Annotated in this window: 29 protein-coding genes and 1 tRNA gene; 11 read left to right on the forward strand and 19 right to left on the reverse strand. The window is 64.6% G+C overall.

Annotated elements, in window-relative coordinates; all coding sequences use genetic code 11:
* Window positions 1-23: 23 nt before the first annotated feature.
* Complete coding sequence (locus ACWGS8_RS19040) at window positions 24-617, reverse strand: hypothetical protein (protein ID WP_454582374.1); 594 nt, start codon at window positions 615-617, stop codon at window positions 24-26.
* 80 nt (window positions 618-697) lie between these two features.
* Window positions 698-2,410, reverse strand: coding sequence for an urease subunit alpha (gene ureC, locus ACWGS8_RS19045; protein WP_454582375.1), 1,713 nt, complete (start codon window positions 2,408-2,410; stop codon window positions 698-700).
* A 167-nt stretch (window positions 2,411-2,577) separates the two neighbouring features.
* On the opposite strand from ureC, the gene ACWGS8_RS19050 reads away from it, so the two are divergent.
* Window positions 2,578-2,955, forward strand: a complete 378-nt coding sequence (locus ACWGS8_RS19050) for a hypothetical protein (protein WP_454582376.1) — start codon at window positions 2,578-2,580, stop codon at window positions 2,953-2,955.
* Between the two features lie 114 nt (window positions 2,956-3,069).
* Complete coding sequence (locus ACWGS8_RS19055; RefSeq protein WP_454582377.1) at window positions 3,070-3,564, forward strand: hypothetical protein; 495 nt, start codon at window positions 3,070-3,072, stop codon at window positions 3,562-3,564.
* 134 nt (window positions 3,565-3,698) lie between these two features.
* Here the strand turns inward: ACWGS8_RS19055 and ACWGS8_RS19060 are convergent, their stop codons facing one another.
* Genes ACWGS8_RS19060 through ACWGS8_RS19080 form a run of 5 tightly spaced genes read right to left on the reverse strand, consistent with a single transcriptional unit; the run spans window position 3,699 to window position 6,052 of the window.
* On the reverse strand, window positions 3,699-4,004 hold the full coding sequence (locus ACWGS8_RS19060) for an urease subunit beta (RefSeq protein WP_454582378.1): 306 nt from the start codon (window positions 4,002-4,004) through the stop codon (window positions 3,699-3,701).
* Between the two features lie 6 nt (window positions 4,005-4,010).
* Complete coding sequence (locus tag ACWGS8_RS19065; RefSeq protein ID WP_454582379.1) at window positions 4,011-4,598, reverse strand: HupE/UreJ family protein; 588 nt, start codon at window positions 4,596-4,598, stop codon at window positions 4,011-4,013.
* A gap of 30 nt (window positions 4,599-4,628) precedes the next feature.
* Window positions 4,629-4,883, reverse strand: coding sequence for a DUF1272 domain-containing protein (locus ACWGS8_RS19070; RefSeq protein WP_454582380.1), 255 nt, complete (start codon window positions 4,881-4,883; stop codon window positions 4,629-4,631).
* 10 nt (window positions 4,884-4,893) lie between these two features.
* On the reverse strand, window positions 4,894-5,196 hold the full coding sequence (locus ACWGS8_RS19075; protein ID WP_095203050.1) for an urease subunit gamma: 303 nt from the start codon (window positions 5,194-5,196) through the stop codon (window positions 4,894-4,896).
* Window positions 5,197-5,209: 13 nt separating this feature from the next.
* Window positions 5,210-6,052 (reverse strand): urease accessory protein UreD, encoded by an 843-nt coding sequence (locus ACWGS8_RS19080; protein ID WP_454582381.1) that lies wholly within the window; start codon window positions 6,050-6,052, stop codon window positions 5,210-5,212.
* Between the two features lie 202 nt (window positions 6,053-6,254).
* Between ACWGS8_RS19080 and ACWGS8_RS19085 the strand changes: the two genes are divergently transcribed.
* The 3 genes from ACWGS8_RS19085 (at window position 6,255) to ACWGS8_RS19095 (ending at window position 8,677) form a co-directional block, all read left to right on the forward strand.
* Complete coding sequence (locus tag ACWGS8_RS19085; RefSeq protein WP_010912831.1) at window positions 6,255-6,509, forward strand: acyl carrier protein; 255 nt, start codon at window positions 6,255-6,257, stop codon at window positions 6,507-6,509.
* A 4-nt stretch (window positions 6,510-6,513) separates the two neighbouring features.
* Window positions 6,514-7,722 carry a beta-ketoacyl-[acyl-carrier-protein] synthase family protein gene (locus tag ACWGS8_RS19090; protein WP_454582382.1) on the forward strand — a complete coding sequence of 403 codons (1,209 nt, stop codon included), beginning with the start codon at window positions 6,514-6,516 and terminating at the stop codon, window positions 7,720-7,722.
* A gap of 250 nt (window positions 7,723-7,972) precedes the next feature.
* The gene (locus ACWGS8_RS19095; protein WP_454582383.1) at window positions 7,973-8,677 is read left to right on the forward strand and encodes a glutathione S-transferase family protein; all 705 of its coding nucleotides are present in this window, start codon (window positions 7,973-7,975) and stop codon (window positions 8,675-8,677) included.
* A 47-nt stretch (window positions 8,678-8,724) separates the two neighbouring features.
* Here ACWGS8_RS19095 and ACWGS8_RS19100 read toward each other — a convergent pair whose 3' ends face one another.
* The 4 genes from ACWGS8_RS19100 to ACWGS8_RS19115 form a co-directional block, all read right to left on the reverse strand.
* A complete protein-coding gene (locus ACWGS8_RS19100) occupies window positions 8,725-9,033 on the reverse strand; it encodes a hypothetical protein (RefSeq protein ID WP_454582384.1) in 309 nt (102 codons plus the stop codon).
* A 93-nt stretch (window positions 9,034-9,126) separates the two neighbouring features.
* Window positions 9,127-9,738, reverse strand: a complete 612-nt coding sequence (locus ACWGS8_RS19105; protein ID WP_454582385.1) for a nucleoside triphosphate hydrolase — start codon at window positions 9,736-9,738, stop codon at window positions 9,127-9,129.
* Window positions 9,739-9,835: 97 nt separating this feature from the next.
* Window positions 9,836-10,930: a hypothetical protein gene (locus tag ACWGS8_RS19110; RefSeq protein ID WP_454582386.1), complete on the reverse strand. Its 1,095-nt coding sequence runs from the start codon at window positions 10,928-10,930 to the stop codon at window positions 9,836-9,838.
* 87 nt (window positions 10,931-11,017) lie between these two features.
* Entirely contained in the window at window positions 11,018-12,832 is a 1,815-nt protein-coding gene (locus tag ACWGS8_RS19115; RefSeq protein ID WP_454582387.1) for a methyl-accepting chemotaxis protein, read from the reverse strand.
* Between the two features lie 607 nt (window positions 12,833-13,439).
* On the opposite strand from ACWGS8_RS19115, the gene ACWGS8_RS19120 reads away from it, so the two are divergent.
* From ACWGS8_RS19120 to ACWGS8_RS19130, 3 genes are all read left to right on the forward strand, one after another.
* On the forward strand, window positions 13,440-14,333 hold the full coding sequence (locus ACWGS8_RS19120) for a D-alanyl-D-alanine carboxypeptidase family protein (RefSeq protein WP_454582388.1): 894 nt from the start codon (window positions 13,440-13,442) through the stop codon (window positions 14,331-14,333).
* 255 nt (window positions 14,334-14,588) lie between these two features.
* Window positions 14,589-15,518: a DUF1003 domain-containing protein gene (locus tag ACWGS8_RS19125; RefSeq protein WP_454582389.1), complete on the forward strand. Its 930-nt coding sequence runs from the start codon at window positions 14,589-14,591 to the stop codon at window positions 15,516-15,518.
* Window positions 15,519-15,796: 278 nt separating this feature from the next.
* Window positions 15,797-15,873, forward strand: a tRNA-Arg gene (locus ACWGS8_RS19130).
* 41 nt (window positions 15,874-15,914) lie between these two features.
* Here the strand turns inward: ACWGS8_RS19130 and ACWGS8_RS19135 are convergent.
* From ACWGS8_RS19135 to ACWGS8_RS19150, 4 genes are all read right to left on the reverse strand, one after another.
* A complete protein-coding gene (locus ACWGS8_RS19135) occupies window positions 15,915-16,442 on the reverse strand; it encodes a hypothetical protein (protein WP_454582390.1) in 528 nt (175 codons plus the stop codon).
* 196 nt (window positions 16,443-16,638) lie between these two features.
* Window positions 16,639-17,391 (reverse strand): SGNH/GDSL hydrolase family protein, encoded by a 753-nt coding sequence (locus tag ACWGS8_RS19140; RefSeq protein WP_454582391.1) that lies wholly within the window; start codon window positions 17,389-17,391, stop codon window positions 16,639-16,641.
* 5 nt (window positions 17,392-17,396) lie between these two features.
* Entirely contained in the window at window positions 17,397-17,525 is a 129-nt protein-coding gene (locus tag ACWGS8_RS19145; RefSeq protein WP_454582392.1) for a hypothetical protein, read from the reverse strand.
* A 70-nt stretch (window positions 17,526-17,595) separates the two neighbouring features.
* Complete coding sequence (locus ACWGS8_RS19150; protein WP_454582393.1) at window positions 17,596-18,699, reverse strand: LacI family DNA-binding transcriptional regulator; 1,104 nt, start codon at window positions 18,697-18,699, stop codon at window positions 17,596-17,598.
* A 600-nt stretch (window positions 18,700-19,299) separates the two neighbouring features.
* On the opposite strand from ACWGS8_RS19150, the gene ACWGS8_RS19155 reads away from it, so the two are divergent.
* The 3 genes from ACWGS8_RS19155 to ACWGS8_RS19165 all read left to right on the forward strand — a co-directional run bounded on the left by ACWGS8_RS19155 (window position 19,300) and on the right by ACWGS8_RS19165 (window position 22,966).
* The gene (locus tag ACWGS8_RS19155; protein WP_454582394.1) at window positions 19,300-20,262 is read left to right on the forward strand and encodes a sugar-binding protein; all 963 of its coding nucleotides are present in this window, start codon (window positions 19,300-19,302) and stop codon (window positions 20,260-20,262) included.
* 115 nt (window positions 20,263-20,377) lie between these two features.
* Window positions 20,378-21,916, forward strand: a complete 1,539-nt coding sequence (locus tag ACWGS8_RS19160; protein ID WP_454582649.1) for a sugar ABC transporter ATP-binding protein — start codon at window positions 20,378-20,380, stop codon at window positions 21,914-21,916.
* 54 nt (window positions 21,917-21,970) lie between these two features.
* Window positions 21,971-22,966, forward strand: coding sequence for an ABC transporter permease (locus ACWGS8_RS19165; protein ID WP_095773158.1), 996 nt, complete (start codon window positions 21,971-21,973; stop codon window positions 22,964-22,966).
* Between the two features lie 141 nt (window positions 22,967-23,107).
* Here ACWGS8_RS19165 and ACWGS8_RS19170 read toward each other — a convergent pair whose 3' ends face one another.
* The 4 genes from ACWGS8_RS19170 to ACWGS8_RS19185 form a co-directional block, all read right to left on the reverse strand.
* On the reverse strand, window positions 23,108-23,323 hold the full coding sequence (locus ACWGS8_RS19170; RefSeq protein WP_454582395.1) for a hypothetical protein: 216 nt from the start codon (window positions 23,321-23,323) through the stop codon (window positions 23,108-23,110).
* The gene (locus ACWGS8_RS19175) at window positions 23,320-24,075 is read right to left on the reverse strand and encodes a COG4280 domain-containing protein (protein WP_454582396.1); all 756 of its coding nucleotides are present in this window, start codon (window positions 24,073-24,075) and stop codon (window positions 23,320-23,322) included. The genes ACWGS8_RS19170 and ACWGS8_RS19175 overlap by 4 nt, the downstream gene beginning before the upstream one ends.
* A gap of 180 nt (window positions 24,076-24,255) precedes the next feature.
* Window positions 24,256-24,885, reverse strand: a complete 630-nt coding sequence (gene phnN, locus ACWGS8_RS19180; protein ID WP_454582397.1) for a phosphonate metabolism protein/1,5-bisphosphokinase (PRPP-forming) PhnN — start codon at window positions 24,883-24,885, stop codon at window positions 24,256-24,258.
* Window positions 24,882-26,021 (reverse strand): alpha-D-ribose 1-methylphosphonate 5-triphosphate diphosphatase, encoded by a 1,140-nt coding sequence (locus ACWGS8_RS19185; RefSeq protein WP_454582398.1) that lies wholly within the window; start codon window positions 26,019-26,021, stop codon window positions 24,882-24,884. The genes phnN and ACWGS8_RS19185 overlap by 4 nt, the downstream gene beginning before the upstream one ends.
* Between the last annotated feature and the right edge of the window lie 22 nt (window positions 26,022-26,043).

Raw genomic sequence — 26,043 nt, forward strand, 5'->3', positions numbered from 1 at the left:
GGACTCTAGACCATCCCCTATAGTCATACGATCGTGTCGAACAGCCGCAGGATGAACGATACCTGGTAGATGAGAGCCGCTGCGACAAAGGCTATGTGGAAGCGGCGGTCGCGCACCAGGATCGCGGCGATGCATAGTGCCACGAAGACCGGCGTGCGGAACAGATATTCGTTGCCGAAGCGGGCGAAATGCTCAGGCCCCTTCAGTAGCGTATCGATGACATCGAGCAGATAAGTCGCAGCCAGCAGGCCGAAGAACCAGCCCCGGCGCGAATAGAAGAAATCCTCGTAGCTGGTGTAGCCCAGCATCGAATCCGGAAACAGCAGCGCGCACAGCAGAAACAGCGTGATCGCGTAGAAGATGATGAACAGGTATTTGCCGAAGGTCCAGGTCTCGATGGCGTAGAGCCCGAACTCCCACCACCAGAAATGCACCAGCGTCAACAGCACCGAGGCGACCCAGGCCAGATGCACGGGATAGAGCCGGTATTGGCCGGGATGCTGGACGATGCGCGCCACCCCCGACAGCAGGCGCGCGACACCAAGCCCGATCACCATGCCCATGACGATGCGGATATGCGGGAAGATGTCGTGAGGAGAGGCGATTTCGGTGGCCATGCCTGATCACGATGGGTTTCTGCTCGACCGCATATTGCGGCCTATGCACACCAGCCGCAACGGAATTTGGCCGGCCGACCTCAGAACAGGAAATACCGTTGCGCCATCGGCAGCACGGTCGCCGGCTCGCAGGTCAGCAATTCGCCGTCGGCGCGCACCTCGTAGGTTTCCGGGTCGACCTCGACATGCGGCGTGGCGTCGTTGAGCACCATGGAATGCTTGCCGATGCCGCCGCGGGTGTTTTCCACGGCGACGAACTGTTTTTCGACGCCAAGTCGGCCATGCAGCCCCGACTCGAGTGCCGCCTTGGAAACGAAGGTCACCGAGGAGTTGGTCCTGGCCTTGCCATAGGCGCCGAACATCGGCCGGTAGTGCATCGGCTGCGGCGTCGGGATCGAGGCGTTGGGGTCGCCCATCGGGGCCGCGGCGATCATGCCGCCGATCAGCACCATGTCCGGCTTCACACCGAAAAAGGCCGGATTCCACAGTACCAGGTCGGCGCGCTTGCCGACGGCGATCGAGCCGATGTCCTTCGACAGGCCATGCGCGATGGCCGGGTTGATCGTGTATTTGGCGATGTAGCGGCGGACGCGGAAATTGTCGTTGTCGCCGGTTTCCTGCGGCAGCGAGCCGCGCTGGCGCTTCATCTTGTCGGCGGTCTGCCAGGTGCGGATCGCCACCTCGCCGACACGGCCCATGGCCTGCGAGTCCGACGAGATGATCGAGAAGGCGCCGATGTCGTGCAGGATATCTTCGGCGGCGATCGTCTCCTTGCGGATGCGGCTTTCGGCAAAGGCGATATCCTCGGGAATCGACGGCGACAAATGGTGGCAGACCATCAGCATGTCGAGATGTTCGGCCAGCGTGTTGACCGTGTAGGGCCTTGTCGGATTGGTCGACGAGGGGATCACGTTGGGCAGGCCGCAAACCTTGATGATGTCGGGCGCGTGGCCGCCGCCGGCGCCCTCGGTATGGAAGGCGTGGATGGTGCGGCCCTTGATCGTCGCCACCGTGTTCTCGACGAAGCCGGATTCGTTCAAGGTGTCGGTGTGGATCATCACCTGAACGTCGTAATCGTCGGCCACCGACAGGCAGCAGTCGATCGCCGCGGGCGTCGTGCCCCAATCCTCATGCAGCTTCAGCGAGCAGGCGCCTCCCAGCACCATTTCCTCCAGCGCTGCCGGCAGCGAGGCATTGCCCTTGCCCGACAGGCCGATATTCATCGGAAAGGCGTCGAAGGACTGGATCATGCGGGCCATGTGCCACGGCCCCGGCGTGCAGGTGGTGGCCAGCGTGCCATGCGCCGGCCCGGTGCCGCCGCCCAGCATTGTGGTGATGCCGCTCATCAGCGCTTCCTCGATCTGCTGCGGGCAGATGAAGTGGATATGCGCGTCGAAGCCGCCCGCAGTGAGAATCTTGCCTTCGCCGGCGATGATTTCGGTACCCGGGCCGATGATGATGGTGACTCCATCTTGCGTGTCCGGGTTGCCGGCCTTGCCGATTGCCGCGATGCGGCCGTCGCTCAGGCCGATATCGGCCTTGAAAATGCCGGCGCTGGCGTCGATTACCAAGGCATTGGTGATGACGGTGTCGACCGCGCCCTGGGCGCGGGACACCTGGCTCTGGCCCATGCCGTCGCGGATCACCTTGCCGCCGCCGAATTTCACTTCTTCGCCGTGAATGGTGAGGTCCTTTTCGACCTCGATGAAGAGTTCGGTGTCCGCCAGCCTGACCTTGTCGCCGACAGTCGGCCCATACATCTGGGCGTAGGCGGCACGCGAGATTCTGGCCATCAGCGATTGCTCCCGAAATGCGGTGTGGTTGAGGCTGGGCTGCACATTGCCGCCATCCAATGGTCACGCAATGACCCGCTGGGCGACACCTTCTGATCCCATTTGGGGGTTGAGGTTGGCAGGTCACCCCAAAACGGCCGTTTGCCAAATCGATGGAAGGATAATCCATGCGCAAAACGATAATTCTTGCCGCCGCCGCCAGCCTGATGCTGGCCGGTGCCGCCAGTGCCCAGCAGCAGCCCGCTCCGGCCACGCCTGCCCCCAAGGCGACGACACCCGCCCCCGGCGGTCAGCAGGCCGCGCCGGCGATCCAGAGCGTCAACATTGTCGACATCACCGAGCTGCCGAAGGACACCCAGACGCAGGTCAATCAGGTGATCGCCCAGCGCGGTGACGCCGGCCTGCAGAAACTGCGCAGTTCGATCGACGCCACCCCCAAGGTGAAGTCCGCCCTCCAGGCCAAGGGAATGACCTCGGCGCAGGTGGTCGCGGCCAGCATGGAGCCCAATGGCGCGCTGACCTTGATTACCAAGAAGGCCGGCTGACGACCCGGTGCGGCGGGCCGACACTCGGTCCGCCGGCCATATTGCGAAGGGAACCGTGGCAGGGCTGGAGTCGTTTCGCTTGCTGATTGTTGAAACAAGCTGCGAAAGCGAGTGATGACCCTCACCACCTTGCCCGATGCCCGATGGCTGCATGCCATCGCGGCGGCCGCGTTTGTGGCAGCGAGCCTTCCCTTGGCCGCGCTGAATGCCCAGGGGCTTAAAAGCCAGGAGACCGTCGACCGCATCGTCGGCTCGCAAGTCAACGAGGAGCAGGCCAAGACGACAGCGGAAGTCGGAAAGGTCAATTCGGCGATCGACCGCACGCGCGACAACATCAGCACGGTGCGCAAGACCTCCAAGCTCGACAAGGTCGATATCGTGTTCCTGACCGACGCGGCGCGCAGCGAAGGTGGCCCGCCGCCGGTCATCGAGGACAAGGTGCGGCAGCATCAGGACGACGTCACGGAACTGCGCAAGGAGATCGAGGCCAACGCCTTGCTCTTCAATGCCATCGATTCGCGGCGCGTGGCCGCGCAGGACGTTATCGCCGTCGAGTTCGACGATCGCGGAAAGATCGTCATCTATGCGGCCGCCAAGCCGTCGGACTAGAGCAATTCCAGGAAAAGTGTGAAGCGGTTTTCCCACAGGAATTGCGGCAAAACAGCCGAAAGCACTGCTGGCCTTCGGGCTTGCCCCAAGGCCGGCCCCCACCCTTGCGCGCCAGGCATGAGACGCCACCGGTCTCACAGCTTGCCCATCACCTTCTGCTGGAATCCATAGACCTCGCGCTTGCCGCCGAGCGGCACCAGCGTGACGTCGCGTTCCTGTCCCGGCTCGAAGCGCATGGCGGTGCCGGCGGCGATGTCGAGGCGCATGCCGCGGGTCTGTTCGCGGTCGAACTTCAGCCCCTCATTGGTTTCGAAGAAATGGTAGTGGCTGCCGACCTGGATCGGCCGGTCGCCGCTGTTGGCGACTTTCAGGGTGACGGTCGGCAGGCCCTTGTTGAGCTCGATGTCGCCGTAGACGGGGATGATTTCGCCGGGGATCATCTGATGTCACACGACGCCGAAGGCGAGACCAAGGCCGATCGCAGCACAGGCAGCGCCGGCAACACGGGCCAGACTACGGAACCTCGTGCCAAGGCTCATTCCGGCTGCGATGCCGACGGCATGGAGCAGCGCGGTGGCGACGGCAAAGCCGGCCATGTATTCGAGCCCGCCGGCATTTTCCGGCACTTCGGTGCCATGTGCATGCCCGTGGAACAGCGCGAACAGGCCGACAATGGCAACACCGGCCGAGACGGGCAGGTCGATCGCCAGCGCCACCAGCAGGCCAAGCGCCACGACGGAGGCCAGTATGCCCGGTTCGACGAAGGGCACCGGCACATGCGCCATGCCAAGAGCCGCGCCGCCCACCATCACGCCGATAAAGGCGGCTGGCCACGCCCAGATCGCCTTGCCGCCCTTGAGGGCCGCCCACAGGCCGACGGCGATCATCACGGTCATATGATCGAGGCCGGACACGGGATGCATGAAGCCGGCCGTGAAGGAGGAGGTCGTGCCGATGCCGACATGAGCGTAGGCCGGCACGGCGGCAGCCATGAGCAGGATCGCCGCGAGGCACAGGCGTTTGGCAGGGATCATTCTACTTGCCTTTCGTTTGCGATGGTGCAGTCACGCGGCCTTGCGCGGGCCGCAGCCCTCGGCCTTGAGGACGCGCTTGGTCGACGGCGGATATTTTTCCAGCTTCGCTGCCGGGCGGATCGGCCGGGCCGAAAAATTGCCGCCGCAATTGGGGCAGACGCCGTCCAGCACGTTTTCCACGCAATCAGCGCAGAAGGTGCATTCGAAGGTGCAGATCAGCGCATCCGTCGCCTCCGGCGGCAGGTCCTTGTCGCAGCATTCGCAGTTTGGGCGCAGCTCAAGCATCTCGGTCTCCTCACCTGATGGGCTCGTGCACGGTCACCAGCTTGGTGCCGTCAGGGAAGGTCGCTTCCACCTGTACGTCATGGATCATCTCGGCGATGCCTTGCATCACCTGCGCGCGGGTGACGACATGGGCGCCGGCCTCCATCAGTTCGGCGACCGGGCGGCCGTCGCGGGCGCCTTCGACGACGAAATCGGTGATCAGCGCGATCGCTTCCGGATGGTTCAGCTTGACGCCGCGCTCCAGCCGCTTGCGTGCCACGATCGCCGCCATGGCGATCAGCAGCTTGTCTTTTTCCCTCGGCGTCAGGTTCATGCGGTTTCCAGAATCACAGTGACCATAATTTGGGCAGTCCCGCCCTTCCGTTGAGCAGTCCGACGAGCGGAACCAGCCGCTGGCGCAGTTGGTAGCCGTCCCCGGCGTAAAGCCTCGCAAGAAGCTTGCCAGATGCCTTCACACTCCAGACGCTGGCGCCGCCCTGGTCGCCGACGATTTCCCTGACCGGGTCGAGCAGAGCCTCGGCCCGCGGCGACACCAGCAGCAGCGTCGCCACGGCGATCGCGCCGCCGGCCGCCGCCGGGCGTGCGAGCACGGCCGCGATATCAGGGCCGACGTGGAAATCCTCGGCATGGATGAGGAAACCATCCTGGCGAACACGCCAGCGGTCACGGAAAGTGCCTTGCGCGGCGCGTTCGCCCATGGCCAGGCGGCCGAAGACGGTGGCCTCCAGCACCAGCGCCTCGGCCCCCGCGGCAAGTTCGACGTCCAATGTGCGGGCAAAGGCCGCCCGGTCGAAGACGATGGTCTCCTGCGGTAGCCAGGCGATGCGGCCGTTCTCGCCGACCGTCAGCTTGACCCGCACCTCGGCATGGTCGGATGCGGCGCGGTAGACCTTCTCGCAGGCCTGGGTGGTTATCGAGGCCGAGGCATTGGCGCCGACATCCACATCCCAGCCGATGCGGTCGCCGCCGGTCAGTCCGCCGGCGGTGTTGATCAGCACCGCCTCCAGCGGGTCGGCCAGAACGGCCGGCAGCCTTATCTTGGCGGAACCGTCCTGATAAAGCCGCCGCAGCCGCGTGCGCCCGTCCGCGCTGGCGCAGCCCAGCTGGGCCAGACCCGCGGCGCGCTGGGCCAAAGGGGGCGAAAACTTGGTATATTCGATCGTATCCACGCCGTCAGGTTAAGCACTGCGGCGGGTTTGTCGATATATAGCTTGTTGCTTGATGGCGTTTCCGTTTCTATAGAGGGAGCCAGCTCGATACGGTCAGGCGATGCTTGGCGGGGGTAGAAGGCGACGATCGCGGCCTGATATCGAGGACAAGAAGGCGCTGTTCAGTTGGCGTCGGGAAACGACAAAGTGGGGAAGAAACCGAATGGCTGACCAGCTGGCAACGGACATCATCGAAAAGATCAAGGCCCATGCCGAGCCGGGCGGTGAAGAAATCACCACCAGCACCGAATTGACGTCGCTCGGCATCCATTCGCTGGAGCTGACAGAGATCATCTTCGACCTCGAGGAGCAGTATGGCATCGAGATCGAGATGAACACGGTCGATGCCTGGAGCAATCTGAAGAATGTTGGCGACATGGTCGAGGCCGTTCGCGCGCTGATCGCGAAAAAAGCCTGACCGAATGCTGAAACGCGTCGTCATTACCGGCATTGGCGGACTGTGCGGACTAGGCGTCGATGCCCAGTCGATCTGGGCCGAAATGCGGGCCGGCCGTTCGGCCATCGGCCCGATCGACAATCCCTTCCTGCATGATTTGAAGGTCAAGACCGGCTGCGAGATCAAAGCGCTGCCCGATCACGGCATCGAGCGCAAGCAGCTGGTGTCGATGGACCGTTTCAGCCTGCTGGCAGTGATCGCCGCGAAGGAAGCCATGCGGCAGTCCGGCCTGGCCCCGCATGCCGACAACACCTATCGCATGGGAACCATTGTCGGCGTCGGCGTCTGCGGCTTCGAGACCGTCGAGGAGAACTATCGCGCCATTCTGGTCGAGGGCAAGAATCGCGCCGGCATCTTCACCGTGCCCCGGGTCATGCCAGGCGCCGCCGCCGGCCAGGTCAGCATGCATCTTGGCCTGCGCGGACCGGTCTTCGGCGTCACGTCGGCCTGCTCGTCGGCCAACCACGCCATCGCCTCCGCGGTCGACCAGATCAGGCTCGGCCGCGCCGACGTGATGGTTGCCGGCGGCACCGAAGCGCCACTGGTCTGGGGCGTGCTCAAGGGCTGGGAGGCGTTGCGCGTGCTGTCGCCCGACACCTGCCGGCCGTTCTCGGCCGACCGCCAGGGCCTGGTGCTCGGCGAAGGCGCCGGCATGGCGGTCCTGGAAAGCTACGATCACGCCATGGCGCGTGGCGCCACAATCCTCGCCGAAATCGCCGGCGCCGGCCTTTCGGCCGATGCCTCCGACATCGTCGCCCCGACCATCGAGGGCCCGGAAGCGGCGATGCGCTTCTGTCTCGTCGATGCCGGGCTCAATCCCGAGGACATCGATTATCTCAACGCGCATGGCACCGGCACTAAGGCCAACGACCAGATCGAGACCAACGCGATCAAGCGCGTCTTCGGCGAGCACGCGCGGTCGCTGTCAATCTCCTCGACCAAGTCGATGCATGCCCATTGCCTGGGCGCGTCGGGTGGGCTGGAGATGATCGCCTGCGTCATGGCGATCCGCGAAGGCGTTGTGCCGCCGACCGCGAATTACCGCGAACCCGATCCCGATTGCGATCTCGACGTGACGCCCAATGTCGCGCGCGAGCGCAAGGTGCGCGCCGCGATCAGCAACGGTTTTGCTTTCGGCGGTACCAACGCAGTGCTGGCATTCAAGGCCATCTAATCCCGGGCGGTTACCACTGCACCGGGCGGTCACCACCGCCCCGATGGTCGCCACCTGCCCGAGGGATCAACGTCTGCCCAGGGCGTTTGAGCGCCCCTTGGCATCGCACGTCCCGCTGTTCGCTTCGGTTCACTATCCATGCATGGCGAAACCGTCGCCGGCATATTGATCCTGCCTGGCCGTGCGCTTAATTCTTGGCCACCCGCCAACACCACGCCCTTGCCGCAAATCCCCGCTCAGGAGTTTCTCGATGGCCGACCTGTCCGCCTTTCCGATCACAACCCGCTGGCCGGCCAAATATCCCGATCAGATCCAGCTCTATTCGGCAACGACGCCCAACGGCGTGAAGATATCGATCGCGCTGGAAGAACTCGGCCTGCCTTACGAGCCGCATCTGGTCAACATCAGCAAGGACGAAAGCTGGACGCCGGAATTCCTGTCGCTCAATCCCAATGGCAAGATTCCGGCGATCATCGATCCCAACGGCCCGGACGGCAAGCCGATCGGCCTTTTCGAATCCGGCGCTATCCTGCTCTATCTTGCGGACAAGACCGGCCTTCTCGTCCCGGCGGACGATGCGCGGCGCTACGAGACGATCCAGTGGGTCTTCTTTCAAATGGCTTCCGTCGGGCCGATATTCGGCCAGGTCGGCTTCTTCCACAAATTCGCCGGCCGAGAGATCGCCGACAAGCGTCCGCTCGAGCGCTACCGCGACGAATCGCGGCGGCTGATCGGCGTGCTCGACGGCCGATTGAAGGGCCGCAAATGGATCATGGGCAACGACTACACCATCGCCGACATCTCGCTGCTCGGCTGGGTGCGCAACCTGATCGGCTTCTATGAAGCGCGCGACCTCGTCGGTTTCGATGATTTCGCCAATGTGGCGGCATGGCTGGAGCGCGGCCTGGCGCGGCCGGCGGTGCAGAAGGGCCTGACCATTCCGGGCAAGAACTAACCGCCCTGTCGCCACAGGGCGTGGCCAAGGATATCCGTTCGGGCCTGCTACTTCGCCTTGGCCTTCGAACCGCCCCTGCCGATCACGGAGGCGGCAAGCGAGACGGCGCCACGCGCGGTTGCGACCACGGCGCCGGCGGCGACATTAGCCGCCGTTCGGACGGCACCGGCTTTGGCCGGCGCCGGCTTGCGTGAGCTGGCGGCCTTGGCGGCTGGAACGACCTTTCTGGGGGCGGCTTTGCCGAAAGCGTTCTTGCCGTCTTTCGAGCGCTCGGCAATCGCCGGGCCAGCCCCGGCCTTCGCTTGGGTTGCCTTCGCAGGCCTTGTCTTGGCTGGTTTTTTTGCCTTGGTTGCCATTGGAAAATCCCTTACGCCGGACAAACGGGTTGTCTGGCATAACGGCGAGAAACTCTTAAGGTTCCCGTCCAAAAATACCGAAAATTAAGCGTGTTAACCAATGACCAGGTCGGCGGCCCGGCGCCGGGCCAGCACGCGTTCGATGTTGGGCATGTCGTTGGAGGCGATCCAGGCGCGCGCCTCCTCGTCCGAACGGCCATGGCCGTGCCAGCGTTCCATCAGGCGGCGCTCGAGCTCATTGCGCGGCACGTCGACAAAGATCGAGAAATCGAACAGCGGCGCCAGCCGCGACCATGGCTCCTCGTCGAGCAGCAGGTAATTGCCTTCGACCAGGATGAACTTGGTCTCGGTGCCGACGATCGCCGCGGCGGCGCGCGACATTTCCATGCTGCGGTCGAAGACGGGAATGGCGATGTCAGGTTCACCGGCCCGGATGCGCTTCATCAGGGTCTCGAAGCCGGCAAAGTCGAACGTCTCCGGTGCCCCCTTGCGCGCCCGCAGGCCGCGCGCGTTGAGCACGATATCATCATAGTGGAAGCCGTCCATCGGCACGACCTCCACCGCCCCTTCCGGCAAAAGGTCATGCAGGCCGGCCGACAGCGTGGACTTGCCGGAGCCGGGTGGCCCGGCAATGGCGACTATGAAGCGTTTTGCCTTGCCGGCGCGCTTGAAGATGGTGGCGGCGAGGTGGGCGATTTCGGACATGGGAGCCTCACTTGCCTGGATGATCGGCATGATATTTCCGCCGTATCTTGGCGGCAGTCGGAGGAAATTTCAAACCCCGCGCTCGCGCAAACCCGGCTCAGGCGGCCGCAGGCTGGCCAATGCGCAGGAACGCGCTGTCGAACGGCACGTCCCTGGTGGAGCCGCCGGCTGCGAGCCGCATCCGGCCGTCGGCCGTGATGATCTCCCGCGGCAGGGCGCCGCCGGGCAGGGTGCCGATGACATGGCGGAACGAAAGGCTGCGGCCTTCGCCGAGCGTAAAGGCGGTCGCCACGCCTTCGCGCTTCAGCCAGTTGTCGCCGATCGAGGCGGCATGGCCTATCGCCGTGCGGCCATCCTCGATGCCGAGCACGCCGAGATGACGGCCGCTCCACGGCGCATAATCGCGCCCGCCATTGCTGAGCCACAGCATGGTAACAGGCAACTCCGCCGGGTTCTTCAGCACCAGCACCAGATCGTCCTCGGCCTGGCGCGCCAGCGCCGTCCAGCCCGGCCCGCCATGGTCGGCCTCGACCAGGGTGATGAAATCCTCGCGCCGGTCCCCCATGCGGTATTGCGTAAGGTCGAGCGTGCCGCCGCCGGCGGCGGGAAACTGGTCAAGGTCGGCCGAACGGGCCGGATAGGCCAGCATGAAACGGCCGCGCGCTGGATCGGGCTCCAGCGGATCGGAGGGCGTCGCGGCAAAGCGCTTCGGCGAAAAAGCCAGCCTGCCGCCGCCTTTCATCACCGTCATCGGGTGATGGGCGACGGAAATCGCGCCGGAGCCGCCGGAAAACACATGTTCCTGGTAGAGGAAGGGATGGCCGTCGATGAGCGTAAAAATCTTGTCGACGCTGGCGCCCATGATCTTGTGCCGCAGCCGGAAGACAGCGCGCCAGCCGCCGTCCGTGGCACCGCTCTCGGTGACATCCCAGGCGCTGTTGGCCGTCCAGCCATGCAACGGCGCCTCCTCGACATCGCTGCGCGAAAACGGCGCGCAGAGGAAATCGCCGGACAGCCGGACCGTGCCTTGCGGCAGGTCCTTCGGCAGCGTCTCGCCCGAATCGACCCAGGGCGCCCGGTGCAGCGGCTTCAGCTGCCGTCCGCCGCTCTCGACGGTCATGTCGGCGATGTGGCCGACGGTGAGGTCGAGCGAAACCGATATGCCCTTGGCCTTGATCGTGCTGATGGTCATTGTGCTCTCTCACCCGAATCTGACGGGCGCAAGAAGAACCCCTTCGGCGCGGATTGCGCAAGCGCCGCGACCGGCATTTCGCATCAGCTACTGCCGCTTGTATTCGCGCACCGGAGATTTTGTCCCGTCGGTGTAGGTGACCTGCACCGACATCGACTTCACGCTGTCGGCGATCTTGAAATAGCCCTTGGCGTCGTAGGGGATGGCGTAGGGGTCCTTCTTGTCGCAAGGCGGTATTTCGAGCGACTTGTCGAGGGCGGCACCGTTCAGGCTGTAATGCACCTCCTTGATGGCGCAGCGGTAGGACAGCATCTGGGTGAAATAGACCAGGCCGTGATTGCCGCCGGAATCGAAGGCGATCCACGACGTCCAGAACTGGTCGAGGATCTGCTTGTCGCCTTGCTGCAGCGCGGCGTCCGGATCGAAGCGGATGTCGAACGGACCGGTCTCGCGGCCCCTGATGTCGAGATATTTGATCGCGATCGTAGTCGCCGCCGTGCTGTCAGGCAGTTCGAAGCTCGGATTGGCCATCGGCTTGCCGGTGGTCTGGTCCTTCATCGCCAGGAGGCCGGTGTCGGTGAACGGGCCGCTGGTGCCGAGACGCCAGGAGATCGCGGTCGCCGGCTCGGGCAGCGAAATGGTCATCGACCAGCCCTGGTTGGAGCGCATCGGCGTCAGCGACGGCGCAAAGCGCGCGGGGTCGAGCATGTCGCCAAGGGCGGCCAGCCGGCTGCGGCTGCGGTCCAGCCAGTCGGCCAGCTGCGTCTGGTCGACGAAATATTTGAGCAGCCCGCCATCCTTTTCGTAGGACACGAACTTGGTCAGCGCCTGGGCTTCGCTGCGCTTGTCGGCCAGCGTCTGGCTGCCGAGGCGGTCTTCCGAAAACTCCTGCGCCTTGAGGAAATAGGCCGGCGCGTAGTCGGGATTGGCCGCGATGAAGGCGTTGAGCTTGTCGAGCCGCTGCGCGTCCTCGAACTGCAGGATGTGCACCAGCTTGATCGACAGCGCCTTGCCCTTGTCGGCCAGCTGCCCGAACACTTCGCGGGCGCCCGCCTTGCCGTCCTGCACGCGAAGCAGCGTGGCAAAGCGCGTATAGGGGTCGATGGCGTCGACGTCGAAGCCGGCAAAGGCGAGGTAGGAGCGTCGGGCGTTGAGCATGTCGCCCGACAATTCGTAGACCCGGGCATTGTGGTAGAACTCGTCCGGCCGCTTCGGTTCGGCGATCGCCCCGCCCTGCGCCGCCAGTTGGGCAAATCCCTTGGCGATGGTGTCGATCGAGGCGGCGATCTGCTCGGTGGTCGCCTGCAGCTTTTCCGCCTGGGCCTGCTGCTGTTGCTGACCGGCGGCGAGCGTGTCGGTGGTCTGCTTGACCGCCTCGACGGTTTTCTGCGTCTGCGCACCCTGCTGCGTCTGCTGCTGCTGGGCGGACGCGATCTGGTCGGTCTTCTGGGCAACCGTGTCGGTCGATTTCTTGACCTCTTCGACGGTCTTTTGCGTCTGGGTCACCGTCTGCTCGATCTTGGCCACTTTTTCGGAGACGATGCCCATCGACTGCTGCAGCTGTGCGATCGCTGGCACCAGGCCGGCGATGACGCCGTTCTGCGAATTGGTCTCCTGCTGCACGGCATAGACGCCGCCGGCGACCGCCGCCGCGCTGGTGGCGAACAACAGCGCTGGCAGCGCCTTGGCCGCCAGCACCAGCCGCAGCACAATGGCAATGGCGATGATGGCAGCCGCGATTGCCGCGACCAGCGCGATATAGGCGGCGAACGGCGCCAGCGGATTGAGCACGTCGCCAACGGCGCCGCTGATGAAAGCGAAGCTGCCGGCCCATTTGCCGGTGCGGCTGAGTGATGCCTTGATAAGCGAGGGCGCTGCGCCCCCGGCCCCGATGTCCGTCATGCCACCCCCCAAGCCAGCCAATGCCACGCCCCTTCCCACAGGAAACGCGGTTTTGGCAAGGAAAGACACAGAAACAGGCGATTTCGGGGCGGATAAAGGCTCAAGTTCCTCGCCCCGATGAATGTGCTTACGCTATGCACACATTTCCAAGCGGCTGGTCTTTGGCGATAGCGTGCATGGCGCATGTATTGTCTTATGCTGCGCTGGTCGACCCCCACTCCGTCTCGGCTTCGCCGAGCCACTGCCGGGGCGAGCCACGGGTCTCGCCCGTCCTTCGGACCCCCCGATCGAAGGGGTAGAGGAAGGGCGCGAGCCTATTGTCGCCAACCCTTTTCCAGCAACGCTCCCTTCCTTTCCCTCCGGAGGGGGGAAAGGTGGCGCTGCGAAGCAGCGACGGATTGGGGAACCACGTGGCAATCAAGCCTCGCGCCGATCACTCACGCCAATCACACAAGATGTGTGCATAGCGTAGCGCAAAGCGGGGAAGAGGAACCACGTCGAGCTCGACAATCCTGGGGCTAACCGCCATTAACCAAATGGACGCATCCAGCGCGTTACGTTAGCTTCGTCTCATCTCAGCAACAGCATCGCCAGAACAGTTCCGCCCTTGTCCAAATTGCGTCTTCTCCCGCTTCTCCAGAGAGTTTTCGTCGCCCTTGGCCTGTTGCTGATGGTCGCCGGCTGCTCGACCACGACCCCGCCGGACCAGGTTCTGGCTGTCCCCGCGCCGCCGCAAAAGTATGCGGCCATCGTCGTCGACGTGAAGACTGGCAAGCAGATGTTCGAGGTCAATTCGACGGCGCAGCGCTATCCGGCCTCGCTGACCAAGATGATGACGCTCTATCTCCTGTTCGAGGCGATGGACTCCGGCCGCGTGACCAAGGAAACGCAGATCCCGGTTTCCGACCATGCCGCCTCGCAGCCGCCGACCAAGATGCGTTTCCGGCGCGGCGAAACGATCGACGTCGATTCCGCCATCCGCGCCATCGTCGTCAAATCCGCCAATGACGTGGCGGTGGCGGTCGGTGAATATCTCGGCGGCTCGGAGGACCAGTTCGCCGCCATGATGACGTCCAAGGCGCGCGCGCTCGGCATGACCAGCACCACCTTCCGCAACGCTTCCGGCCTGCCCGACGACAGCCAGATGACGACGGCGCGCGACATGGCGGTGCTCGGCATGGCGCTGCGCCAGCGCTTCCCCCAGCATTTCCACTATTTCTCCGAAAGCGATTTCATGTTCCGCGGCAGGCTGGTGCGCGGCCACAACGACATGCTCGGCCGCGTGCGCGGCGTCGACGGCATCAAGACCGGCTACATCAGGGCGTCGGGCTTCAACATCGTCACCTCCTACAATGCCGACGGCCGCCAGCTGATCGTCGTGGTGATGGGCGCCGACTCGGCCCGCCAGCGCAACGACCATGTCGAGGCGCTGATCCAGCGCAGCCTGTCGCCTGACATGGCCGACGCCAAGACCAGGCTGATGTTCGCCGAACAGCAGTAGGGGGCGAGGAACGCAGCCACCCGCGACTTCGTCATCCTCGGGTCTTCGCGACGCCGCTCCCGCGGCTGCTTCGCCCGTGGATGACGAAGCAGAGAGGCCTCGGCCAAACCCCAAAAACCCGCAGCCGGCTATTGTTATCCTGTTGTCACGCAATCGTCTGGAAGCCATGGCATAGGCAGCGCAATCCGACAGTGGATATGCCCCGCCACCTCGGCGTATCCTCAAACCAGCAGCGCCACAGCAGGAGCCCGCACCATGAGCACCGTTCCAAAAACGTCCGAGCAGCAGGCGGCGGACAATGAGAACGACAGCGGCGGCGAATATTTCGAGGCGCCGATCACGCAGGATGATCCGCACGAGGTTTCGGACGAGCATTTCGACACGCCCGAAGTGCCGGACTCAGAACCCGCCGGCCCCGGCGCATCGCGGCTGAAGCCGAAGAAAAAGCCGTCGGCGATCTCGGGCCGCAAATTCCACAAGCGCGACCTGGTGCGCATCGACACGCTGCGCCCGAGTCTCGCCGACCGCATCCGCTCCGACCACCCTGACCTGCCCAAGGGCGCCCGCGTCAGCCGCGAGGAGCTCGGCCGCTACCGCATGCGCTACATGGAGGAGCTGCTGCAGCAGGAGCACGGCGAATTCTCCGAGCTCGACCGCCAGGTGGTGGAATCGATCGCCAGACAAGACACGATTTCCGAAAACTCGGAAGAAGAGTTCGAGGAGCACCGCACCTTTCCCGACCGCGTCTCCGACAGCATGGCGGCCTTCGGCGGCAGCTGGTGGTTCCTGATCTCGTTCGCCACCGTGCTCCTGGTCTGGATCGGTATCAACCTGTTCGAGGGCTTGAACGGCGCCTTCGACCCCTATCCCTTCATCCTGCTCAACCTCTTGCTCTCCTGCATCGCCGCCATCCAGGCGCCGGTCATCATGATGAGCCAGAAGCGCCAGGAGGTGAAAGACCGCCTGCGCTCCTTCAACGAATACCGCGTCAACCTCAAAGCCGAGCTCGAAGTGCGCCATCTGCACGAAAAGCTCGACTACCTCATCTCCCGCCAGTGGACACGCCTGGCCGAGATGCAGCAGATGCAGCTGGATGCCATGAACGAGCTGGCGGGCACGAAGAAGGTGAAGCGGGCCGTGCGCGGGGTGAGGAGACGGGCGGTGAAGGGGGAGACGGGTGAGTGACGCACGGCACAATGCGCGCCCCAGGAAGGCTTCCTGGCCCCCGCCAAGGGCGGTGGGCCGAAGGACGGGCGAGACCGGTGGCTCGCCCGGGCAAGGTGGCTCGGCGAAGCCGTAACGGAGAGGGGGAGCGCCATATCCAACGAGCGCGCCCGTCAGAGGACCATCCCACCCCGGACGCCGCACAATCGCCGATTGCCCGTTGAAGCCCGCGCCGGCTTCCGCTAAGAAGCCGTGACTTGCCGGTTCACCGGCTGGTTCGTTTTCCGGTTTCCCGGAAAGCACCCGTAGCTCAGCTGGATAGAGCGCTGCCCTCCGAAGGCAGAGGTCACAGGTTCGAATCCTGTCGGGTGCGCCAGACCTTTAACCATCGTTGCGGGCCGCAGGCACTATCGTCTTTCAAGTCGAAGGCACCCTCGGCTCCTCCACCAGGTAAAACCGATCCTTTGGCGAGAAATCCGTCACCAAAAACGAAAACGACGCGCTCTCCTGCGGGTCGACCTTGCCTTTGCTGAACAGCAGCCGGTCAGAAGGTTCGAAGTCGCGTTTGAATTCGGCGAAGCTGTCGGACTTGATCATGTTGTCCACGCGCTGCGCCTGGTCGAAGGACAGCCCGTCGCCATAGTCGCTCGGCACGTTCAGGATCGACTGCAGCTCGAAGCCGAATTCGATCCAGGCGTCGCCGCTGTTGTTGCGGACGACGATCTTCAGCGGCAAGAAGCCGGTCGCGTAGTCGCCGGTCGATCCGAAGGGCTGGATCGGCCGCGCGGCGCGTATGGTCAGTGTCACCGGGTCGGCGGTGTCCAGTTCCTCGGTGACCACGATCGGGTCGGCGCGGGTGCCGGCCCCCGTGGCCGAAAGGATCCTGAAGCCGCCGCGTTCGTCGGAGAAGGAATAGGCGCCGGCCTCGAAGATCCCGTCGGCCATGGCGCGGGCAGCTCGCGGCCAGCACAGCCGCACACACCCGTACACAGCGCAAGCCCGGACGCGTCATGGCTGAAGTATGGACGACAATTGCCCGGCCGCATACTGGCCGGCGACATGCTGGAATAACGACGGCTTGGTCGGCCGTCGAAAGAATGTCGCCGTTCCCGCGCAACGGGCCTGGCTCAGCCGGCTTGCCTCAGCCTCCCGCCACGGGCGCCGGGAGTTCGCGGCTGTCCAGGTAGGATTGAATGAGGTCCGCGGCGATCATGCCACCGCGGCGATTGAGATGGATGCCGTCGCTGTGGAATTTCCAGCCGTTCAGGCGCCCCACTTCGTTGGGAGACATCCGCAGGACCATGGTCCGGAACGCGTCGCGATACATTGGCAGCAGGCGAAATTCTGTAAAGGCGCGGCCGGGATCTGCCCCGATCGCGGCCTGAAACGCCTCAAAGATCGGGATGTAATCGGCGCCTTCCCCGTGCGCGATCTGCCGGATGCTGGCGCTCAGATCCCGAATTGCCGAGTTGAGGGCCGCCTGGAAGGCCTGCGCGGAAGCCGGCGCCTCGCCGATCGGGGCAAGAGAGCACAGGGCCACCCGTGCGCCGGCGGACTTCGTCCTGCGAACAATTCCGCTCAAGCTCTCCTGAAGTCGAGACGAAGGTCCGGAGGTGAGCTTCATGATTCGAAACAGACGCCGCGCTTTCGGCGACACCATCGCCAGGGCATCGTTGCCGCCGACCCAGACGATGACGCGGTCAGGGCGACTCGCAAGAACGGTGTCGACGCGATTGAGCGCGTCATATGCCAGATCACCGCCGACGCCGAAGTTGCGAAATTCGAACCGTGCGTTGCCTGGTCTTCGCGCGAGTTCACCGATCCAGTCGAAGGCCTGCCCCTTGCCGGCGGTGCTGCTTGAACCGAGACAGGCTACGGTTTCGCGCGTGGACATGCTGTTCACCCCGCCGCTTCCCGGTCGAGCACCTTGCGACGTCCGCGGTGGCCGAGCACGAAAAAGAAGCCGAACTTCGCCAACGCGTCGACCGAGTAGATCGCCATGAGGATCGCGAGGACCTTTGCCGCCATGTTCTCACCCTTCCGGCGCGAACCCAGTTCCAAGCCTCCGAGAGCCGACCGCTCCGCGCAACGGCGTGCCTCACCCGCCCACCACCGCCCGCACGCTCTCCCGCTCCACCAGCGGGCACTCGAGCTTGGTGATCGGATAGCGCCCCTGTCCGGGCGCCGTTGGCGCTTCCAGCTGTTCGATCGCCCATTGGCCCATCGCCATGTGCGGCAGGATCGAGGTGGTCAGCGGCGGGAAGAGGTGGCGGGCGATTTCCTCGTCGTCGTAGCCGACCACGGAAATATCCTGCGGGATGTGCAGGCCGGCTTCCTTCAGCGCCTCGTAGCAGCCGATCGCGGTGCGGTCGTTCTGGCAGAAGATGGCGGTCGGGCGGTCTTTGAGCGCCAGCAGCTTCACCGTCGCGGCATAGCCCGCGCTCGCCGACCAGTCGCCCTCGACCACCAGCTCCGGGTCGAAGGGAATGTCGGCGGTGGCGAGCGCGCGCCGATAACCTTTTAGCCGGTCCTGTGCCGCCTGCATCCACGGCTCGCCGGTGATGGTGGCGATGCGGCGGTGGCCATGGCTGATCAGATGCCGGGTCGAGCTCTGGCCGCCGGCGATCTCGGAGGGCACCACGGCGGGAAAGGCATAGTCGGCCGTGTAGCAATTGAGCAGGATCACCGGGATGTCGAGGCTGTAGAGGAAGTCGGGCGCCGTGATCTCGCGGGTGAAGATGGTCATATAGATCAGCGCCGAAATGCCCCGCCTGGTCAGCGCCTGGATGGCGCGCGGCTCCATCACGGCGTCGCCCATGGTCTGCGCCACCAGAAGCACGTTGCCGGCATTCCACGAGGCCTGGCGCGCGCCTTCGATCGCCACCACCGCCTCCGGGCTGGTCGCCAGCTGGTCGACGGCAAAGCCGATCACCCCGTCCAGTCCATCAAAGGCGGCAACCGGCTTGCGCAGCGCCGAGAAGGCCGGCGCGCTGTAGCCGAGCGCCCTTGCAGCCTCGATCACCCGCTCGCGGGTCTGCTGCGACAGCTTGATCCCTGGCGAATCGTTGAGCACGAAGGAAACCGTCGCCTGCGAGCAGCCGGCGGCCCGGGCGATGTCGGTCATGGTGACCCGCCCCTTGGGCTTGGCCGGCGCCTTGCGGCGCCTTGCCGTCTCGATGGCCGAATCCCTGGTCTCGCTCATGGCAGTCCTATCCCCATACCGGCTTGTCTAGCGGCAGCCTGCCGGCCCGACAAGATGGCGCCGCGGCGTCGGTTTATAGAAACCGCCATCTCGTTTATAGCTATTAGTAGCCGCGCGTCCATCGATCACCAGGTTCCGAATGTGCAGGGAAAGCAATGATTGCAGGGCTTTTGGCACCGCGCGGTCAAGGCATGGGCTCGTCGGCGCGTCGTTCGCGGTGGCGCCATGATGTGCCCGCATCTTGGCTGAAAACTAATAGTGTTTACTAATACAAAAATGCGCTGTAACGTCAATCGTCGCGCCTAGCCTATTGCGTTCCGGCGCGGCGGGAAAGCGAACGTCAATGGCCCGATGGCTTGCGGAGGTTGCACCCGCAGGCCCGTCTCAGATATGTGATATGTCAGACAAATCGGACTATTTACGAACGAAGAATGAGTCTCTAAAGTCCGTGACCGTGGCTGGAACGAGGCCATTCTTGTGAGTGCCGGGAACCCTGAGGAGGGGGTGTCCAAGCCGCAGACGGCAAATTCAGGTGAGCAAGGCAATTTAAGTGAGCAAGACGGGTCAGCCCGACGGCTGAACCAAAACGGGAGGTTGAACATGAAGTCCTTGATACGCAATGCATCCGTGGCCGCCGCGGCCCTGGTTGTTGGCCTGACGGCGACGGCCATCGCGCGCGCCGACGACAAGCCGACGCTGGCTTTCGTCGTCAACGGCGCTTCCGATTTCTGGAAAGCGGCCGAAGCCGGCGTCAAGAAGGCGCAGGGCGAACTGCCCGACTACAATCTCGAACTCAAATATCCCGAACAATCCTCGGTCGCCATCCAGCAGCGGCTGATGGACGATCTGGTGACGGCCGGCGTCAAGGGCATCATGGTCTCGGCGGTCGATCCCAAGACATCGACCGATGGCCTGAACAAGATCGCCTCGCAAACGGCGCTGTTCACCACTGACAGCGACGCGCCGCAGACCAAGCGCGTCGCCTATATCGGCTCGTCCAATGTCGATGCCGGCAAGCAGGCGGCCGAAATCGCCAAGAAGGCGATGCCCAATGGCGGCAAGTGCCTCGGCTTCGTCGGCCTGCTCGGCGCCGACAATGCCAAGGAGCGCATCCAGGGCATGAAGGACGGCCTGGCCGGCACCAAGATCGAACTCGTCGACGTGCGCGGCGACGATATCGACCAGGCGCGCGCCAAGAAGAATGTCGAGGACGCGCTGGTCGCCAGCCCCGACGTCACCTGCATGGTCGGCTTCTATTCCTACAACACGCCGCGCATCTATGAAGCGCTGCGCGATGCCGGCAAGCTCGGCTCGATCACCGTCGTCGGTTTCGATGACGATCCGATCACGCTGGGCGGCGTCAAGGAAGGCACCGTTGCCGCCACCGTCGTGCAGCAGCCTTTCGAATGGGCCTATCAGGGCATGAAGCTGATGGCCGCCTATCTCAAGGGCGACAAGTCGGGCATCCCGGCCAACAACCTCATCATCATCCCCACCAAGATCATCGGCAAGGATGATGTCGACGCCTACGCCGCCAATTTGAAGGCGATGGCCGGAAAGTAAGACCACAGGCAGTTCAGCCGGCTCAACTTCGCTTGAGCCGGCTGCGCGCATTGACGAACACCGCTGGGAACGTCAGTCTGCCAATAGGTCGGCTCGCCAATCGCTGTCAGGCATGATGAATTATTCCGACACAACCATTGCTGCAATCACCCCGTTCCTCAGCCTCGAGAACGTGCGCAAGACCTATCCGGGCGTCGTCGCGTTGGATGGCTTTTCCATGGAGGTCAGGCCGGGCGAGGTCATCGGCCTCGTCGGCGAGAACGGCGCCGGCAAGTCGACCCTGATGAAGATCCTCGGCGGCGTCACCACGCCGGACACCGGCACGATCACCGTCGACGGCACCGCCCACAACAGCCTGACCGTCGAAGGCAGCCTGGGCTCCGGCATCGCCTTCGTCCACCAGGAACTCAACCTGTTCGAAAATCTCGACGTCGCCGCCAACATCTTCTTCGGCCGCGAGCCGCTGCGCGCCGGGCCGCTGAAACTCGTCGACCGCTCGAAGCTGCGCGAGATGGTGGCGCCGCTTTTGAAGCGCGTCGGCGCCAATTTCTCCGCCGATGCGCAGGTCGCCGACCTGTCGCTGGCCCAGCAGCAGATGGTCGAGATCGCCAAGGCGCTGTCGATCAAGGCAAGGCTGGTCATCCTCGACGAGCCGACATCGAGCCTGCCGATCGCCGAGACCGACAAATTGCTCGACGTCATCAAGGCGCTGAAGGCCGACGGCATCAGCGTCATCTTCATTTCCCACCGCCTGCACGAGGTCGAGCGTGTCGCCGACCGCGTTGTCGTGCTGCGCGACGGCATGCTGGCCGGCACGCTGGGCAAGCGCGACATCAACCACGACCAGATGGTCAAGCTGATGATCGGCCGTATGCTGAAGGAGCGCGAGAAGGCCTCCGAGGCCGCGCGGGCGCCCGGCGCCACGGCACTTGCGGCCAAGGCCATCCGCACCCCGACCTATCCCAGCCGGCCGGTCGATCTCGACGTCAGGCGCGGCGAAATCCTCGGCCTGGCCGGCCTTGTCGGCTCCGGCCGCACCGAGCTGGCGCGCGTTTTCTTCGGCATCGACGGCAGCCTTGGCGGCACGCTCGAGCTCGACGGCAAGACGCTTGTGCTGGGTTCGGCGGCCGATGCCGTCGCGCAAGGCATTTTCCTGGTGCCGGAAGACCGCAAGCTGACCGGCATCCTGCTCGACCTGTCGATCGCGCAGAACATTTCGCTGCCCAATCTGCCGGCGCATGCGAGGCGCTCGCTGGTGTCGGCAAGTGCTGAAACGGCAACCGCCGAGAAGCAGAAGAAGGATCTCGGCATCAAGGCGCCCTCGGTGCAGACGCGCACCGGCACGCTGTCGGGCGGCAACCAGCAGAAGGTGGTGCTCGGCAAGTGGCTGGCCATGAACCCGAAGGTGATGATCCTCGATGAGCCGACGCGCGGCATCGACATCGGCGCCAAGGCTGAAATCTACGGGCTGATGCGCGCGCTGGCCGATGCCGGCGTCGCCGTGCTGATGATCTCCAGCGACATGGAAGAGGTGATCGGCGTGTCCGACCGCATCGCCGTCATGCATGAGGGCCAGATCTCGGGCATTCTCGACAAGGACCAGTTCAGCCAGGAAAACGTGCTGTTGCTGGCAGTGGGCAAGCAGCCGAAATAGTTTTTGCGCTGCGAGACCGCGCAACCTGCTCAGGCAGGCATTGGGGAGACGACGATGAGCAAGAAAGATCTCGGCCTGCTGATCCTGATCCTGGTGGTCGGCGCGATCGTGGCCATCATCAATCCGCGCTTCCTCTTGCCGATCAACCTTGCCAACACCTCGAACCTGATCGGCCTGTTCGGCATCCTGTCGATCGGCCAGGCCTTCGTCATCATCACTGGCGGCATCGAACTGTCGGTCGGCTCGGTGGTGGCGCTGCTGGGAACGCTGTTCATCGACTTCATCGCCGTGCGCGAGCTGGACTGGCCGCTGGCCTTTGTGCTGATCATCGCGCTTGGCGCCATCATCGGCCTGGTGCATGGCTGGCTGATAACCAGGCTGAAGCTGCAGCCCTTCGTCGTCACCTTGTGCGGCCTCTTGATCTATCGCGGCGTCGCCCGCTTCTACACCGCCGACGGCACCGCAGGCTTTGCCTTCGGCCAGAATTTTCCCGAGCTCGAATTCCTCACTGCCGGCCGTTCCTGGGGCGTGCCGAACAGTTTTATCGCGCTGATCGTCATCGCCATCGTCATGTGGGTGGTGCTGCACCGGTCGGTGTTCGGCCGCTATCTCTACGCCATCGGCAAGAATGAGGAGGCGGCGAAATATTCCGGCATCCGCACCGGCCGCATCGTCATGGCCGCCTACGTCATCTGCGGCGTGCTGACGGCGCTGTCGGCGATCTATTTCGCCATGTACACGCGCTCGATCTCGCCGGCCAGCCATGGCCAGTTCTATGAGCTCTACGCCATCGCCGCCGCCGTGCTCGGCGGCTTCTCGCTGCGCGGCGGCGAGGGCTCGCTGATCGGTGTCATCCTCGGCACCGTGCTGCTGCAGGAACTGCAGAACCTCGTCAATCTGCTCGGCATCCCGTCCTCCCTCAACTTCGCTGTCATGGGCGGCGTCATCCTCATCGGCGTGCTCGTCGACCAGCAATGGGGTGTGTTCCGGGCCCGGCGGCTGATGGTCGATGCCGCCCGCAAGAACGTTGCCGGCGCGCCGGCGGAATAATCGCGCGGGGCGACGCGGCCGCACGGATGAAGTGGCTGCCGGGGCGGACGGAACGATCCGGAAACGGTTTTCCCGGGGAAAGCGCGCAGCGCTTCCCCCCGGAGGAAACAAAGAGTTAACGCAACCGCGCCAGCGCCAGCCCTAGCGTTTGGTCGCGCGGGTCGCGCGGCGGACGCTTTGCAGCAGGATGGCGAGGCAGCCGACCAGCAGCAACGCGCCGCCGAGCAGCGGCGGCAGGGCCAGCAGCTTCACCGCCGCCGCGACGGCGGCCACCAGCACCAGCGCCAGCAGCGCCAGATTGCCGTCATCGACGAACATGCCGAGGAATTCCCTGGCGACAAGACGGATGACGCTCATCGGGCGAGCCCTCCAGCCGATACGGGATAGCTGCCGCGCAGCCAGCGCACCATGGCAAGGGACGCCAGCGCGACGATGGCGAAGATGCCAAGCAGGGCGAGATCCGCTCCCGGCCAGTCGGCGCCGATGCCTTCGCCGGTCCAGAAGATGCCGAAGCTGGTCAGCATCAGCCCGACCACGAATTTCAGCGCATTCTCCGGCACGCGCGCCAGCGGCCGATGCACCGCCAGGCCGATAAGCATCACCAGGACGAAGGCCGCCAGCGCGCCCAGGCTGGCGTAGAGCGTCTGCCCATGCGCGGCGCCGACGGCAATGACGATGAACACCACCTCGACGCCTTCGAGCAGAACCGCCTTGAACGAAGCCAGGCCGGCGAGATAGTCGGCGCGGCGGTCATCGGCCTGCTGGTTGAGGGCGGCGGTCTCCTTGGAGAAGGCCGCGTCCTCGTCATGCAGCGCAATGACGCCGACGCTGCGCAGGATGGCCTTTCGCAGCCAGCGCATGCCGAACAGGATCAGCAGCACCCCGACGACGAATTGCAGCGTGGTGATCGGTACCAGCGCCAGCAGCGGTCCGAACGCCAGCACCAGCGCCGCCAGCAACGCCAGCGCCAAGGCGGCGCCCGTCAGCGCCGGGCGCCAGCTGCGCGTCACGCCGACCGCGAGCACGATGGTGAAGGCCTCGACGACCTCGACGAAGGAGGCGAGAAATGCCGCCGTGACCGTCGAGAGGATTGGCGTCAGCGTCTGCATGAAAACTTCCTGCGTCCTGTTTCGTTCGCCCCGAACTGGGTGTCCCGGGACGCGTGGCCCGGAATCACGTGTATGGCCAGCGCCACATAGCGCTCCGCAGACGGCAGGAAAGCAAGTGGGCGCCAATGGGCGGCGCTGCAGCCAATCAAGCAGCGCACGCTGCAGCCGCAGGCTGCACGCTTAAATCAGGCCCGACATGTCGGAGAAGGCCATTGCCTTGCGCAGCAGCTCGGCGAAGCGTTCGCCGGCCACTTCGCGCGGGCCGCTATTGTCGATCCTGGTCACACCGGGCCCGGACAGCGTGACGTTGGCGCTGCGCGCCAGGCGCGCCAGCACTTCGCCACGCGACTCGCGGCTGCGCATCGCCAGCCGTTCGGCCAGCACGTCAGGCGAGGCGGTGATCTCGACGATGGCCAGATTGGCATAGCGCTCGCGCAAGGTGGGAATGATCGCACGCGACACGTTCGCCACCGCGACATGGCCATTGGCGACCGACCAGTCGACATCGGCTGGCAGGCCATAGCGCAAGCCATGCGCTTCCCAGGAAATGGCGAAGGCGCCGTCGGCCTCGGCCTCGACGAAGGCGGCATCGGCCAGCGTGTCGTGATCCTCGCTCGCCGCATCGCTCGGCCGGGTGATGACGCGGCGGACGAACTCCAGCCGAGTCTCATCGGCGAAGAGGGAGCGGGCGTAGCCGATCACCGTGTCCTTGCCGGCGCCGCTCGGCCCCACGACGGCGACAAAGACGCCATGACGGACAGGGAACGTTTCAGCGGACAACTCACGCTCGATCAAGGCCGACACCATCATGCGACCCGGCGCCCTTGCCGCCAGACGGTGCGCACCACCGGAACATGGTCATCGACACGCACGCGCACCAGGTCGGCGCGGCGGCCCTGCTCGATGATGCCGCGGTCGGTCAGGCCAATGGCCTCGGCCGGGTTCTTCGACACCATGGCGACCGCCTGCGGCAGCGAAATGCCTTCGACCACGTCGCCGAGGAAGAAGGCCGACTGGATCAGGCTGAAGGGAATATAGTCCGATGACAAGATGTCGAGCAGGCCGTCGCCGGCCAGCGTGCGCGCCGAGACATTGCCCGAATGCGAAGCGCCGCGCATGACGTTGGGCGCGCCCATCAGGACGCCCAGCCCTGCGGCTTTCGAAGCGCGTGCCGCTTCCTCGGTGGTCGGGAACTCGGCAACGCGCACGCCTTGCTCGATCGCCTCGTCGACATGGCCCGACGTGGCGTCGTCATGGCTGGCGAGCACAATGGCGCGCTCATGGCAGGCAGCTGCGATCACCGCGCGGTTCGGCGCCGAGTAGCGCGCCGATTCCGCCATTCGCTTCTCGCAGAACAGTTTGAAGTCGCGGTCGGTCAGTTTCAGCTTGCGCTGGTAGTAGTAGGCATAGGTTTCGAGATTGACGAACTGACGCTGGCCGGGGGCATGGTCCATCAGCGAGGCCAGCTTGACCCGGTCGTCCTCGTCAAAATTGGCGAAGGCCTGCAGGCAGTCCGGCGCCGAAACCTCGCAGCGCAGATGCAGGAAGTGATCGGCGCGCAAACGATCCTGCGCGACGCTGTCCTCGATCGCGTCGGCCAGCTTGCGGATATCGGCCAAGGTGAGATCGGCGTCTTCGTCCATGCCGACGCGCAAGGCGTCGAGCACGGTGGTGATGCCGGCCGTCGCCACTTGTGCGTCATGGGCAAGCACCGCGGCGATCGGGTTCCAGCGCACCTTCGGCCGTGGCGCGTAATGGCCTTCGAGATGGTCGGTGTGCAGTTCGACCAGCCCGGGAATGACATAGTCGCCGCCCATGTCCTCGCCCGCCCGGCTGCTGCCGGCATCGATGCCGGCGATAAAGCCGTCACGCAGCACCAGCGACCCCTCGACGATTTCGCCGGCAAGCACGATGCGGGCGTTGGAAAGAACGGTCTCGGCGGTCATTTCAGGCAGTCCTTTGATTCTT

Source organism: Mesorhizobium sp. 43Arga (assembly GCF_053714255.1).

Excerpts from the sequence above, each read along its gene's own strand:
- ACWGS8_RS19055 (WP_454582377.1), top strand. The coding sequence starts at position 3,070 with ATGACCCTCACCACCTTGCCCGATGCCCGATGGCTGCATGCCATCGCG.
- ACWGS8_RS19170 (WP_454582395.1), bottom strand. The coding sequence starts at position 23,323 with ATGAGCGTCATCCGTCTTGTCGCCAGGGAATTCCTCGGCATGTTCGTC.
- ACWGS8_RS19105 (WP_454582385.1), bottom strand. The coding sequence starts at position 9,738 with ATGTCCGAAATCGCCCACCTCGCCGCCACCATCTTCAAGCGCGCCGGC.
- ACWGS8_RS19165 (WP_095773158.1), top strand. The coding sequence starts at position 21,971 with ATGAGCAAGAAAGATCTCGGCCTGCTGATCCTGATCCTGGTGGTCGGC.
- ACWGS8_RS19140 (WP_454582391.1), bottom strand. The coding sequence starts at position 17,391 with ATGTCCACGCGCGAAACCGTAGCCTGTCTCGGTTCAAGCAGCACCGCC.
- ACWGS8_RS19050 (WP_454582376.1), top strand. The coding sequence starts at position 2,578 with ATGCGCAAAACGATAATTCTTGCCGCCGCCGCCAGCCTGATGCTGGCC.
- ACWGS8_RS19175 (WP_454582396.1), bottom strand. The coding sequence starts at position 24,075 with ATGCAGACGCTGACGCCAATCCTCTCGACGGTCACGGCGGCATTTCTC.
- ACWGS8_RS19065 (WP_454582379.1), bottom strand. The coding sequence starts at position 4,598 with ATGATCCCTGCCAAACGCCTGTGCCTCGCGGCGATCCTGCTCATGGCT.
- ACWGS8_RS19070 (WP_454582380.1), bottom strand. The coding sequence starts at position 4,883 with ATGCTTGAGCTGCGCCCAAACTGCGAATGCTGCGACAAGGACCTGCCG.
- ACWGS8_RS19090 (WP_454582382.1), top strand. The coding sequence starts at position 6,514 with ATGCTGAAACGCGTCGTCATTACCGGCATTGGCGGACTGTGCGGACTA.
- ACWGS8_RS19125 (WP_454582389.1), top strand. The coding sequence starts at position 14,589 with ATGAGCACCGTTCCAAAAACGTCCGAGCAGCAGGCGGCGGACAATGAG.
- ACWGS8_RS19115 (WP_454582387.1), bottom strand. The coding sequence starts at position 12,832 with ATGACGGACATCGGGGCCGGGGGCGCAGCGCCCTCGCTTATCAAGGCA.
- ACWGS8_RS19185 (WP_454582398.1), bottom strand. The coding sequence starts at position 26,021 with ATGACCGCCGAGACCGTTCTTTCCAACGCCCGCATCGTGCTTGCCGGC.
- ACWGS8_RS19155 (WP_454582394.1), top strand. The coding sequence starts at position 19,300 with ATGAAGTCCTTGATACGCAATGCATCCGTGGCCGCCGCGGCCCTGGTT.
- ACWGS8_RS19145 (WP_454582392.1), bottom strand. The coding sequence starts at position 17,525 with ATGGCGGCAAAGGTCCTCGCGATCCTCATGGCGATCTACTCGGTCGAC.
- ACWGS8_RS19160 (WP_454582649.1), top strand. The coding sequence starts at position 20,378 with ATGAATTATTCCGACACAACCATTGCTGCAATCACCCCGTTCCTCAGC.
- ACWGS8_RS19040 (WP_454582374.1), bottom strand. The coding sequence starts at position 617 with ATGGCCACCGAAATCGCCTCTCCTCACGACATCTTCCCGCATATCCGC.
- ACWGS8_RS19075 (WP_095203050.1), bottom strand. The coding sequence starts at position 5,196 with ATGAACCTGACGCCGAGGGAAAAAGACAAGCTGCTGATCGCCATGGCG.
- ACWGS8_RS19100 (WP_454582384.1), bottom strand. The coding sequence starts at position 9,033 with ATGGCAACCAAGGCAAAAAAACCAGCCAAGACAAGGCCTGCGAAGGCA.
- ACWGS8_RS19135 (WP_454582390.1), bottom strand. The coding sequence starts at position 16,442 with ATGGCCGACGGGATCTTCGAGGCCGGCGCCTATTCCTTCTCCGACGAA.
- ACWGS8_RS19060 (WP_454582378.1), bottom strand. The coding sequence starts at position 4,004 with ATGATCCCCGGCGAAATCATCCCCGTCTACGGCGACATCGAGCTCAAC.
- ureC (WP_454582375.1), bottom strand. The coding sequence starts at position 2,410 with ATGGCCAGAATCTCGCGTGCCGCCTACGCCCAGATGTATGGGCCGACT.
- ACWGS8_RS19150 (WP_454582393.1), bottom strand. The coding sequence starts at position 18,699 with ATGAGCGAGACCAGGGATTCGGCCATCGAGACGGCAAGGCGCCGCAAG.
- ACWGS8_RS19085 (WP_010912831.1), top strand. The coding sequence starts at position 6,255 with ATGGCTGACCAGCTGGCAACGGACATCATCGAAAAGATCAAGGCCCAT.
- ACWGS8_RS19095 (WP_454582383.1), top strand. The coding sequence starts at position 7,973 with ATGGCCGACCTGTCCGCCTTTCCGATCACAACCCGCTGGCCGGCCAAA.
- ACWGS8_RS19110 (WP_454582386.1), bottom strand. The coding sequence starts at position 10,930 with ATGACCATCAGCACGATCAAGGCCAAGGGCATATCGGTTTCGCTCGAC.
- phnN (WP_454582397.1), bottom strand. The coding sequence starts at position 24,885 with ATGATGGTGTCGGCCTTGATCGAGCGTGAGTTGTCCGCTGAAACGTTC.